Below are 11617 nucleotides of genomic sequence, written 5' to 3'. Positions count from 1 at the left end.
AAAATATATTAGACAAAACTTAATTATCTAAATTATATCTCAACATCTTTTTCATTTAAAATATCTAAGGTGTCAAAACTATACCAGTTTTCATTTAGTAGATTTTTAGTTACCATTTTAATATCTTCCTTTGAAGCCTCTCCAAAAAAAACATGCTCATCAATATCACTATTTTCATCTAAAGGCAAACTAGCTTCTTTTAAATTAGAGCTTAAAAATATATCACTAATATAACCTATAATATCTAAAGATGTAGTATCTTTATTAATTAAAACATCAACTATAGGGGTTTGATTAGATATTGCTGTATTAATATCAACTCCTATTTTATATCCAGCACTTACCAATCCCGCAACAGCTAAAACCAATTTTAAAACTTTATTTATTTTAGCTAAAGAACTTCCATTATCTACTATGCCTAAAAAACTTAACGCGTCTATAACACCTCCAAGCGTACTAAGTGCGATTGTTATATTTGTTATAATTGTGGCCGAAGCTCCGCCTATCATACCGCCTAAAGCCCCACCTATAACTCCACCTGTATAAAAACTAATAAAAACAATCACAGCAGAAACAACAGGAGCTATTATAAACTCCCACCATTCCTTATCTTCTTTCACATAAAGATCATACATACTATCCCATAAAATAAACCATCTATCTTTTCTTCCATAGGGCATATTGCTTTCATTGTTATAACAAGGCATTAATGAGATGTTTTTGTTAAAAAGATTATTCTGACTTCTCAAAACAACAGGCTCTTGATAGGCTATATTATTTAAATTAGAAAGAAAAGCTAGAGGGTGAAATATATCGCCGAGTTTAGAAACATTAATGTTATTATTAAATGCACTTAAAAAATCAATATTAGATATTTTTTCAGGTACAATAAATACATTTTTATTTAATCTCAAGAACTCATCATAATATGGTCTTAAATTGTAATATCTACCATCTTCACTCTCTACTAAACTTGGCTTAAATTTGTCTTTATCCGGTAAAATAAAATTAGGTTTTACAAGCTCATTATTAACTATATTAGATTTTACAAAAATATATTTTGGCTTACCATATCCAGGGACTATAGCACCATAAAAGCCATGTATTTTTTCAAAAGTAAGATCATGTAGATAATAAAAATTCTTTAACTCTTCTTTGTATTTTAAAAGATAGCTAGGGTTTGTAACAACATTTTTTCCATGAAAATCAAAACTAAACAAGCTTAAATTTTGTCTTTTCCTTATAATTTGACAAGTATCATGATATATTCCACTTTTATCTCCAGGGTCTCCTCTATACCACTCATAAGGGTTTTGACCTACAAAAAACTGATTTAACCCCAAATCCCCACTATTATGGTAATTATATGGAGCTCTAGAAGGACTTTTAATATCATAAAAATCAATCCCATAGGAATTTAGAAAAAGTGGATGATAAATTCTTGTTTTTACAGCCCTACCTTTTCTTATTAATTGTTTATGCAAAAGCTCTACATATTTATGTACAAAGGTAGTTCCGTATAAAAACCAAGCTTGATAGCATTCTACATATCCTATGTCATTTGCATTCTGTGGATATTTAGCTCTTAAAAAATATTTTGGAGTTCTATATTTTTTATCAATCATTTATCTATATTTTCAATTTTTTCTTTTACCCAAGATTCCAACTCTTTTGGTATTTCAAGCCCACCTGCGCTTAGCCCAAAACTATATCCTTGTGCAACTTTTGCCGCTTCTATTCTTAACATATCATCTATTTGTTCTCGTTGTCTATCTATGAGTGCGGGTTTTTTCTTTTCAGTTTCTATTTGTGCTTGTATAAGTTTTATTTTCTCGCTATTAAGTTCGTTTTCATCACCTTGCAAAATCATACCCAATGCTGTCGTTTGACTTTGTGCTACTATACTTTGTCCTACTAAAGATAGCGCATTCGCTAAAGTTTTAAACTGCTCTTCGTTTTTAATAACATCATTTTTTATGCTATCATCTAATATCTTTTTTAATTCTCCAAATGGGGATTTTTCCGCCAAGCTTAACTCTAAAATTTCGGGATATATTTTTTTAAATTGATTTAATCTTTGCTCATAATTCATCATTCAACTCCTTAATTTTATCTATATTGATCTCACATTGCTTATAGTGATAAAAAAGCTCACTATAAGCTTTTAATATATCTTTTTCATCTTGCACTATAGGTTTGCTTGCTCTATCAAATTCTAAAAGCTCATTTGGTATTTGCACTTTTTGAATTTGTATTTTGGTTAATACTTGTGTTTTGCTCCCACAGCCTATCAAGCATAGCATTAAAAAGCTTAGTAGTGTTAGTTTCATTGCTTTTGGATATATAGTTTTTAACATCATCAACCCTTGTTTTGATTTGATTTTTTTGAGTATTTACATGAAAGAGCGCTTTTAGCTCTTGCTCGTGTCTTATTTTAAGCTCCTGAGTAATCCTTGTGAGTTCATTATTTACACCCAAAGCTAAATTTAAATCACTTTGACTTTTTTCTAATTTTGCATTTGTGCTATCTAGCTTAAGATATAAAAACACATTAAGCATAAGCATTAATGCTAAAGCAATATAAAGCTTTGTGTTTTTAAATAAAAATGACATATTATTTGTAGTTTAAAGTAGGTTTTTGTATAATACTTTCAAGGGTTAGCCGTAGGTCTGACCCCCTATGGCTTAATCTAACCCTAGAAAGTAGGTGATTAAATTTGAGCTATATAATCCACATAATCTTTATAATTATACTACTAAGTATGATTATAGTCAAGGCTTATTAACCTTGTCCCCTTTTTTAAGGGGATTATGTGGTAACCTACTCTAAGCTTACTCCTTTCTAAAATTCGTTTGTGATTTCTAATTTTATATTTGATAAATCTTGCTGATATAGCAAATCATATAATTTTTTACAAGCTTGTCTGCTTTGAGCTATACTTTCATCACTCTTAGTTAAACCTAGTAAAATACAGCCTTTTGTATCTTTGTCTGTATTTCCCCAATGTATTAAAATGTGTCTATCAAAAGGTACATCATCGTTGTAGATATTTACAACGCTATCATCATCGTTTAAAACCTTAACTCCTGCTAATACCCTTTTACCTTTATCATTAAAACTAGATAGCGTATGTCTTTTTAGATTATAAACTCCCGCAGGAACTCTTAAGTCTTTTTCTATTTCAATCCCTTCTTTATCTTCTTCCAAAGAAAAACACTTAAAAAGAATATTTTCTTTTTCATCTAAGACTTTAAACTCTCCTATGACACAAGTATTTCTTAAATACTTTCTAGTTAATTTTAATTTCATTTTAATCCTTTCAAAAAACATTTAACCACATGGAATGTATTACACGCATGATAAAAAATAAAAGTCTTTACTTTAGAACAACCAAGCTCACTCATAGCTTCTTTTAAAACTTTATCTGCTAGCTTATAATCATCTTTTGAATATGCTTTTTGGCATAAATAATCATGCGCGATGCTAGCACTAAAATACTCACTTTTATATGGAGGATAAATACTCCAAAAAATACGTGGCACTGAAGCACCATCACTAATAAAGCCTTTTGGCACGATAAAATTTAAACCACACAAACTAACTTCAAATTCTTTTACAACTTCAAATCTATCTTTACCAAAAGGCTTAACTACAACTCTATGCATTATTATTCCCTTTATAAATCTTAGATAATTCGTTATTTCTAATATGTGAGATATGGCTTAGCTTTGTATTAATATCCTTAATATCATCTTCAATTTCCAACAATTTTTCATGTGTTTTTTGACAATGACTTTCTATAAATTTCACTAAAATCTCACTTGAAGCTTTTGAGGTGTTGATTTGTTCGCTAATTAATTTATTTGTTTCTTTTGATAACAAAATTAGCTCTTTTACTTTTTCTTGATTTTCATGGTTTATTTTTTTATATAAATTTATTACTATATAAGCCAAAACTATAACAATAACACCTAGTAAAGCAGGAGTGCTAAGCTGAGCTAATTCAATTCCTTGTTGAGTGTAATTCATCATTCCTCCCAAACAATAGCTTCTAAATCTTGCTCAGATTTAGCTTGTTCTATTCTTTCTTTTAAAATATTTGCTTTAAAAGTAATTTCTTGGGTATGATAAGCTACGCTTGAAGCAAATTTTAAAAAATCTTGTGGTGCAAAAGTTACTTTTTCATCATTGATATCAATCCAAATGATTTCAGAAATTGAGTTAGTTCCACTTTGCATATCAAGCATTAAATTAGTTACAGCTCCATTGATATTAAGCTTGTCTTTTTCTCTTGTTTGGAAAGTATGCTCATTATAAATAAGTCCGCTTTCTAAAGCCTCATCTCTTTTAGTTTGAATTTCATGTTTTTTCTTTTCTTTTAAAACATTTAGTTTTTCATCTTCTTGTGAAATTGCTAGTAGGTACTCAAAATATAAATTCTCATTTTTATTTGCAAAGCAATAATCTTTTACTGCTTGTGTTCCTGCTTGTATTTCTTCAGGTGTGATGTCGTCTACATAACTATCTTCTGCTATCTGTAAGTTTCTATTAATTAGTGCTATTATTCTATTACTAGATGTAGCATCGTTTATTATGTTTAAGTTTAGATTTTCTCCTAAAGAACTACCATTATTTTTATATACAAACATTTTTACTCCTTATTCTTTTCTATTAAAAATACCATCAGGTGTTAAAGTATTTAGCGGAATATTTGCTAAGTTAGTTATACCAGCTACTCTTTCTAATCCTTCATAATAAATCTCACCACTACCTAAGCATTTAAACATAGTAGATACATTAGATATATTTTTAAATACAGGTCTACCTAACAATATCTTTGCTCCTGTGCATTGGCAAGTATTTTCAGCACTAATATTTTCAAATGTCAATCCATTAGCTTCTATAGTTGCTCCATAACCACCATAAAGAATAAATTGACAAGTTTTATTTATATTTTTTAAAGTAGAACCATTAATATTCAAACTACCTTTATTTGCATAATATCCCCAATAACCACAGTTTTCTACATAAGTTTTTACTGCAGTTACATAGCTACCTGCTCCTGAAGTTATAGCTCTATAAAATCCTGATACTCCTTTATTCTGAGAAATAAATATATAAGAATTAATAGGAGTTAAAAAATTAATCTTTTTAGAACCTGAATATTTAGAAGAAAAATCTATAATAACATGAGAATCGATTAAGGTAAATATATAGTTTTCATCAACCAAATTACTATCATCTACTAATACTTCGGTATCTTCTGCAGTTATAGTGACATTATATAAGTTGTATACGGTTAAAGCCTCGCTTAACTTATATCCTCTTTTTAATGTCATGGCAATCCTATAGTTTAATGGATTGTATTTACTTGCTTCAATTAAAGCTTCACTTAGTTTAGAATAATTACCACCACTACCTACAGTCCATTCTAATTTTTCTGTTAAAAGCTTAGCATATCTACCATCAGCTTGACCTAGATTAATTCCTTCGTTTTCTTTGGTAGCTTCTGGAATACTTATAGGTTTTTCAAAAGAATTATTTCCACTAAATGAATTATCCTTATCTGTTGTTACGGCTTTTTCTAGTTTTTCATTAATACCAGCAATATCACTTTCGTTTTTTTCAACTCTTTCTTTTATCCCATTAAAATCTATTTGCGTTATTTTTTCATCTATTGAAGCTATCCCTTGTGTTTTAGCTTCTTCTATACTCCTTAAGGCGCTATCTTTGCTTGTTTCTATAGAAGATAAACTTTCATCTTTGCTAGTATTGATATCAGACAAAGAGCTAGTTTTAGCTTCTTCTATACTCCTTAAGGCGTTTGTGTTTAAAGATGTAAATCTTGTATTTTTTGATTATAATTAGCATTGAATGCATTTATCAAATTATCTATATTTACTCTTGAAATATCTATAAAATCTTTAAGTTCATTAGCTTTTTCATCAATTGAGGCAATAACTCCTGTGCTATCATTTATTACCTTATCACTAACTTCATTCATTTCTTGTAATATTTCATCACGCAAAGCTTTTAATTCTGTCTCATAGATTAACTTATCATTGCCTAGCTCTTTTTTAGCAACTTCGGCTAGCCTTCCTAAATCTTCATTAGCCATTAAAGCTCTTTGATTGAACCTATCATAACTTTGCTCAAAATGTATTTTATATCCTTCACATTTTGCAACAAGCTCATCAAATTTAACAATAGCTTCATTTTTTGCTGTTTCTATGGATGAGATTACTTGTTCACCTTTTGCTTCTAAAGCTTCGTGTAAACCTTGTGCTTTATTTTCTAAATCACTTTCTAAATTCGCAATTTGTTCTTTGAAATTTTTTATAAGCTCTGAATATGATTTAATGTCGTTTTCAAATTCTTTGTATAAAGCAATAACTTCTTTTAACTCTTCTAAACTCTCTTTGGTTTCTAGTAAAAGATTATAAGCTTGTATTATTTCTTTATACTTTATGCCAACATCATATTTTATTTCCTCCAATTTTTTGACACTATCTATCATTTCTTGATTTAATCTTTGATTTTCAAAAAAGATAGTATTTATTTTATTTTTTATAATTTCGCTTGCATCTAAAACTACTTTACTAGCAGTTGATGAAAGCTCGTTTACTTCTTTTTTTATCTGCAAAAGCTCTGGCTTTAGTCCCCTAAGCTCATCAGCACTATAGTTTAACTCTTGCACCAAATCTTTGCAATGTTCTAATTCTCTTAAAATATCATCTTTTATTTTTGAGCTTAATTCAAAATATTCTTTTGATAATTTTGTATTATTTGTAGCTTCTGTGATAATGGCTTCTAGATCTATCTTCATACTTTCATATTTAGATAAATCATCTTTTAAGCTTTCAAATACAGGTTTATTTTCTTCTATAAAGCCTTTTATAAGCTCAAGTTCTTCTTTAGAACTTGAAAAATCATTATAAGCTTGCTCTATAAAACTAAAACGCTCTTGCATAATGCTAAATTTTTCATTAACACTAGAAAATTTAGTATCAAAATCTTTTTTATTTTCGCTAAAACTAGTATACATTGTTAAAACTTCTTGTTTTAGTTCTAGTGTTTGTTCATGTAAAGAATTTACGCTCTCTTTTAAACCGACAATTTCATCAACTCTTGTATTGTCTAAAGCTTTAGCTATAGTATCAATTCTTAATAAAATTTGATTAATTAATTCTAGCTTTTCTTTACCTGTTTTCAATTCAGCCAAACTTACCATTTTACTCCCCTGTATAAAAATCGCTATCTTTTATTCTTCTTTGGCAAAATAACAACAAATCATCCATTGCTTCAAGCCATTTTTTAGTATCCAAATAAGCTATAAAATCTAAGTTTGTAATACTTTTTTCATAATCATCATAACTCTTTGCTCTGATAAATTTTTTATATGTATCACAAGTATGCATTTTCAAGCTCCTTTCCATCGTTACTAATATAATCATTGATAATTTCATTGCAAAGCTTTAAATACATCACATTTTCGCCTTTGCTCATCAAAAAACAAACATAATTAATAACAGCGTAGCAAAGGCTTTCATCTATCATTAAATGTTCTTGTTCATCTTCAAAATTTGGCTCATCAGGGACTATCAAAAATGCATTGTTTCTAGTGTTTCTTAAGAGCACTTGATCATCTTCTCTTGTGGTTTTAGTGAGTACACTAGGCTCACATTTACCACAAATATAATAATATGCCTCCATAATATAGGCTTTTATAAATTTATCATCAACACTAGTTCTTTCTTTGGACATTTTCTTTAAGATAATATCCCTAACTAATACACTTTTCATTTTTTAAGCTTTAAAACTCCACCTTCGACACTACTAAGCCCAACACCTATAGCAAATGCATCAGCATTTCTTACTTCTAATGTGCTTTGAGTGTAAAATCTTTTTGCTTTTGCTGTTGCATCAGTAGGTACATCTTCAATAAAAGTAGGAATGTAAAGCCCGTGTTTCATAAACTCAAAATCACCTGCTATTAAAACATCGCCTAATCCATATTTAGGGCTTAATAGTCTATGTAAGTGAAAATTAATAGTTCCAAAATCTGTCTCAAGGCTCATAACATTTCCAACTAGATTTTTCTCATTTCCAAAAATCCTAGTAGCGAGTTTATTAATAGCCGGTTTTAAACTAGCTCCTAAAAATACATCTTTAGGTGTAGCACCACTATCCCAAATGCTTTGTAAAATTTGACTTAATTTATCTTCAGTAAGCAAACTAGGAGTTCCACTCCAATCTTTTGCTTCATCAAATGCTAATACATTGCCTCTTTTTCCACCACTAAAGCTTGTTTGTCCTTTTGCTATGTAGTGAAACAATCCTGCCATTTCTCCACTTACGCCATTTTGTGCTTGAACATGCTCTTTAAATACTGACACCTTAACATCACTATCACGACCTAAGCCAAATAAAGCAAATTCTATATCTCTTTTATGCTCTTTTGTCTTTTTACCAACTTGATATTCCATCTCATTGCCACCATATTGTTTAGCTTTCATTAAAGCCGTGGTAACTGAAACTTCTGTAATAAAAATTTGTGTTGCATTAGATGTTTTTTGAGTTGTGTTTTTTGTTTCGCCATTAAATTTACTTAATTCCAAATTAGCATTCTTCTTTGGGTCTGCTAATGTATCTGTAAGCCAAGAATGCAACAGTGGGCTTGTAACACTTGATGTGCCTATTTTGTTTAAAAGTGGTGTCTCGCTTGCACCTATTTGTATAATCTTTTCATATACGCTAGGTTTTAATTTAACATTTTGTGTTGCTGGTGGGGTAAAGTCCATAGATGACAAAGCCATTTTAAAATCTCCTTTGATATTTTTTGGAGATTTTGACAAAAATGGCTATTTCAAAACTAGTATATTTTGAAATAAATTAAAAAATATTTTACCTTCTTAATAAGTTACCCCACTTTTCTTCATATTCATCATAATGTTTATAATAATCAAGCCTAGAATTAAACTTTTCTTCTATACTTTTATAAACACAAAAACCATTTGCTTTGTCTAGTTTATAGTTTTTTCTTGAAATGCTTTCAGCAAACAACATATACTCCCATTTTTTAAAACAAACTATTTCATAATCTTTTGCTAGAAATTTCCTAAGCTCTAATAATTCCTCATTGCTAAGTCTTCTTTTAAAGCTTAGCTCGTTTTTATGTTCTAAATCATACTTTAAAGCTTTAATCTCATTTTCATACTTTAGCTTTTGCTGTGCTAGTTGAGATTTATAACCTAAGCTTTGTCTAAAAGCTAGTTTTTGCATTTGTTCAGCTTTTATATTTTTCAATCTTTTCTCCATTTCATTGAAAGCATTAATAAAAGCTAACTTCCATTTATAAGCTTTCTCTCCTGTAAACCCCATAACAAGTAAAGAAAAGCCATCTCGAGTGATTTTATAACAAGGTAAAACTCTACCCGTGCTATCAGTATATTTACTCGCCTTAAAATTAAGGTCAGTGAAACTATCCTTTGGGAAAGTTTCAATTTTTGCTATAATATTATCGTGGCGTTTATTAAAAACTGCCGCGATGTCTAAAGAGGTAGTCGTTACTTGGTCGTTGGCTACCTCCAACTCTACACCTACGCCATTAATTACAGCTAATTTTTCCATTTTTTCCCTTTTTTGTTTTGATTTATAAAAGTTAATTATTTTATAACTTTTATGCAGTGATTATACACTTTTTTATAATATATGTCAAGCATAAAATACATTTTTTTATAATTATTTTTTATTAAAAGTTAAATTTTTATGTATTTTTTGCTATAATAACTAAAACCAACAAGGATATTAAATGGATATAGAAACATTTGAAAAAAAATTAAATGAATTAAACCTTACAAAAAAAGAATTTGCAAATATGGTCGGAGCTGTTTATAATGGTGTTGTTAATTGGAATACAAAAGGCGAAACACCTAAATGGGTTGATAGTTGGCTTATTAATTATGAAAAAGCAAAAGTTTTAGATGAAATTTCAAAATCTATAAAACCTTTTATAAAGTAGGTATAGAATATAAATAGGAATGTTTTTTGCTTTATTCTTAAACACAATAAAATATTAATTATTTTGTGATATTATATAATAAGTGTGTGAAAAAGGAATGACAAAATGACAAAAACACAAGCTTTTGTAGATGGTTTTATAGGCAAACCTATAAAAAATGAATGCTTTAATCTATGGGATTTAAATGCTATTATAAGAGAAAAACAAGCAAAGTTATATAAAGAAAATATTGAATTTAGAGAGAAACAAATTGAAAAAATCGCAAAAACAAAAAACACCTAATACCATTAAACAAGAAAATCAAAATAAAGAAATTCCACCTCAAACTTTCAATACTCAGTTTAATTTTCTTATGTAAAATGAGCTCAATGCTATAGCAAAACTTCCTTCAGATTTAGCAGATAGAACTATGACAATGCTAGAAAAATCTTTAGAATATAAAAAAGATAACGACAATAAAATATTAGATTTAGAAAATAAAAACTTAGAGATTAGAAGAGAAGATATAAAATCTTATCATCTTTGGAATGGCTTTGGAATGGTATCTTTTCTGCTTATAACTATTGCTAGTATAAGTGTTGGATTGTATCTTATACTTAATGGACATAATGATGGTGCTTATTTTTCTTTTATACTCGGAGTGTTGACACTTTTGCCTAAAGTATTTGACTCTATAAAAAGCAAACCTAAAAATTAATTTACATTTAAAAAACAAGACAAATCAAAGCTAACTTAATTTTGTTTTTAGCTTTGTTTGTTAGAATTTTAATTAAGAGTTTAAGGGGGGATTAATCCCCTTAGTAAAAAGAACAATTGATATACTTGTTCTTTATCTAAAGCTGGGTTGAAAAAAAGAAAAGGAATTAACTAGCGTAATTTCATTGTCTTTTCTCATAAAAGCCTTAGACTAAATCAACTTAAGACTTATCCCAGCTAAACTTTATAAGTCTTTATTATTTCTATCTCTAAAAGCAGTTATTACAAATTTATTATTTCCTTTCTTATCCAATATTATTGTAGTTAATTGAGTTTTTATCGCTATTCTACCTTTTTCAACTTCTACAAGCTTTCCGTTTTTAATATTTTCATCAAGATGTGAAATAAATTTAATAGCTTTTTCACTATTCCATTGTTTGCTTCTTTTGTTAATAATATGACTTAATCCAAAGTTACCATCTCCCCAGACCAAGTCAATATCCCCTAAGTCTTTTCTATGAAAAGCACCTGCTACTTGTCCTTGTTTTTCAATGAGTAATTTTTGCAAAGCACCCTTTCCATCATGGTAATACTCTGCGTAATTTTTTCCAAATTCTTTTAAAGGCTTGATGTTAGCTATTTGTTCTATTTCTTCTCTGTATTCTTCTATAACCTTTTGTTCTTTTTTTAAATGCTTAAAGTTAGTTTTTTCTTTTTCTGTGCCTTTATATTCTTCCATTTCTTCAAGAGAAGCCTTTGCTAATCTTTTATAGCGGTTTATCATCATTTTTTTACTAATAATAAGATTTCTTCTTTGCTCTTCTTTATCAGAACTAAAAATATTTTTTAATTGCTTGTTGAAAAAATCATCTTCTAAAACATCTTCTTCAAACTTTTCT

The 11617-nt window shown here is 28.7% G+C and carries 18 protein-coding genes; 3 read left to right on the top strand and 15 right to left on the bottom strand.

Translation table 11 applies throughout. The annotated features are described in order from the left end of the window. Nucleotides 1-32: 32 nt before the first annotated feature. From CORN_RS03410 to CORN_RS03345, 14 genes are all read right to left on the bottom strand, one after another. Complete coding sequence (locus CORN_RS03410; RefSeq protein WP_066008426.1) at nt 33-1625, bottom strand: hypothetical protein; 1593 nt, start codon at nt 1623-1625, stop codon at nt 33-35. Continuing rightward, complete coding sequence (locus tag CORN_RS03405; protein WP_039625790.1) at nt 1622-2095, bottom strand: hypothetical protein; 474 nt, start codon at nt 2093-2095, stop codon at nt 1622-1624. The genes CORN_RS03410 and CORN_RS03405 overlap by 4 nt, the downstream gene beginning before the upstream one ends. Then, nucleotides 2082-2240 carry a hypothetical protein gene (locus CORN_RS03400; RefSeq protein ID WP_245162297.1) on the bottom strand — a complete coding sequence of 53 codons (159 nt, stop codon included), beginning with the start codon at nt 2238-2240 and terminating at the stop codon, nt 2082-2084. The genes CORN_RS03405 and CORN_RS03400 overlap by 14 nt, the downstream gene beginning before the upstream one ends. Beyond that, nucleotides 2224-2613, bottom strand: coding sequence for a hypothetical protein (locus tag CORN_RS03395; protein ID WP_066008427.1), 390 nt, complete (start codon nt 2611-2613; stop codon nt 2224-2226). Before CORN_RS03395 ends, CORN_RS03400 begins: the two co-directional genes overlap by 17 nt. A gap of 229 nt (nt 2614-2842) precedes the next feature. After that, the gene (locus CORN_RS03390) at nt 2843-3310 is read right to left on the bottom strand and encodes a DUF5675 family protein (RefSeq protein WP_066008428.1); all 468 of its coding nucleotides are present in this window, start codon (nt 3308-3310) and stop codon (nt 2843-2845) included. Next, nucleotides 3307-3666, bottom strand: a complete 360-nt coding sequence (locus CORN_RS03385) for a DUF1353 domain-containing protein (protein ID WP_066008429.1) — start codon at nt 3664-3666, stop codon at nt 3307-3309. The genes CORN_RS03390 and CORN_RS03385 overlap by 4 nt, the downstream gene beginning before the upstream one ends. Further along, nucleotides 3659-4030 (bottom strand): hypothetical protein, encoded by a 372-nt coding sequence (locus CORN_RS03380; RefSeq protein ID WP_245162298.1) that lies wholly within the window; start codon nt 4028-4030, stop codon nt 3659-3661. Before CORN_RS03380 ends, CORN_RS03385 begins: the two co-directional genes overlap by 8 nt. Next, nucleotides 4030-4650, bottom strand: coding sequence for a DUF4376 domain-containing protein (locus CORN_RS03375; protein WP_066008431.1), 621 nt, complete (start codon nt 4648-4650; stop codon nt 4030-4032). The genes CORN_RS03380 and CORN_RS03375 overlap by 1 nt, the downstream gene beginning before the upstream one ends. A 9-nt stretch (nt 4651-4659) precedes the next feature. Continuing rightward, entirely contained in the window at nt 4660-5787 is a 1128-nt protein-coding gene (locus tag CORN_RS03370; protein ID WP_066008432.1) for a hypothetical protein, read from the bottom strand. Between the two features lie 44 nt (nt 5788-5831). Further along, nucleotides 5832-7232 (bottom strand): coiled-coil domain-containing protein, encoded by a 1401-nt coding sequence (locus CORN_RS03365; RefSeq protein ID WP_066008433.1) that lies wholly within the window; start codon nt 7230-7232, stop codon nt 5832-5834. 1 nt (nt 7233) lies between these two features. Further along, complete coding sequence (locus tag CORN_RS03360) at nt 7234-7419, bottom strand: hypothetical protein (protein WP_087685567.1); 186 nt, start codon at nt 7417-7419, stop codon at nt 7234-7236. Further along, entirely contained in the window at nt 7406-7804 is a 399-nt protein-coding gene (locus CORN_RS03355; protein ID WP_066008434.1) for a hypothetical protein, read from the bottom strand. The genes CORN_RS03360 and CORN_RS03355 overlap by 14 nt, the downstream gene beginning before the upstream one ends. Next, entirely contained in the window at nt 7801-8817 is a 1017-nt protein-coding gene (locus tag CORN_RS03350) for an SU10 major capsid protein (RefSeq protein ID WP_066008435.1), read from the bottom strand. The genes CORN_RS03355 and CORN_RS03350 overlap by 4 nt, the downstream gene beginning before the upstream one ends. Before the next feature lie 88 nt (nt 8818-8905). After that, nucleotides 8906-9631 (bottom strand): Rha family transcriptional regulator, encoded by a 726-nt coding sequence (locus CORN_RS03345; protein WP_066008436.1) that lies wholly within the window; start codon nt 9629-9631, stop codon nt 8906-8908. A gap of 181 nt (nt 9632-9812) precedes the next feature. Between CORN_RS03345 and CORN_RS03340 the strand changes: the two genes are divergently transcribed. The 3 genes from CORN_RS03340 to CORN_RS03330 all read left to right on the top strand — a co-directional run bounded on the left by CORN_RS03340 (nt 9813) and on the right by CORN_RS03330 (nt 10719). Further along, the gene (locus CORN_RS03340) at nt 9813-10022 is read left to right on the top strand and encodes a hypothetical protein (RefSeq protein WP_066008437.1); all 210 of its coding nucleotides are present in this window, start codon (nt 9813-9815) and stop codon (nt 10020-10022) included. Between the two features lie 105 nt (nt 10023-10127). Continuing rightward, nucleotides 10128-10304 carry a hypothetical protein gene (locus CORN_RS03335; protein ID WP_167348864.1) on the top strand — a complete coding sequence of 59 codons (177 nt, stop codon included), beginning with the start codon at nt 10128-10130 and terminating at the stop codon, nt 10302-10304. 133 nt (nt 10305-10437) lie between these two features. Next, nucleotides 10438-10719 (top strand): hypothetical protein, encoded by a 282-nt coding sequence (locus tag CORN_RS03330; protein WP_167348865.1) that lies wholly within the window; start codon nt 10438-10440, stop codon nt 10717-10719. A gap of 243 nt (nt 10720-10962) precedes the next feature. Here CORN_RS03330 and CORN_RS08465 read toward each other — a convergent pair whose 3' ends face one another. Then, nucleotides 10963-11457 carry a putative barnase/colicin E5 family endoribonuclease gene (locus CORN_RS08465; protein ID WP_246260880.1) on the bottom strand — a complete coding sequence of 165 codons (495 nt, stop codon included), beginning with the start codon at nt 11455-11457 and terminating at the stop codon, nt 10963-10965. Nucleotides 11458-11617: the final 160 nt, after the last annotated feature.

This window comes from Campylobacter ornithocola, from assembly GCF_013201605.1.
Taxonomy (GTDB): domain Bacteria; phylum Campylobacterota; class Campylobacteria; order Campylobacterales; family Campylobacteraceae; genus Campylobacter_D; species Campylobacter_D ornithocola.
Note: the sequence above shows the minus strand (reverse complement) of the source record. Positions and strands in the feature narration are given on the sequence as shown.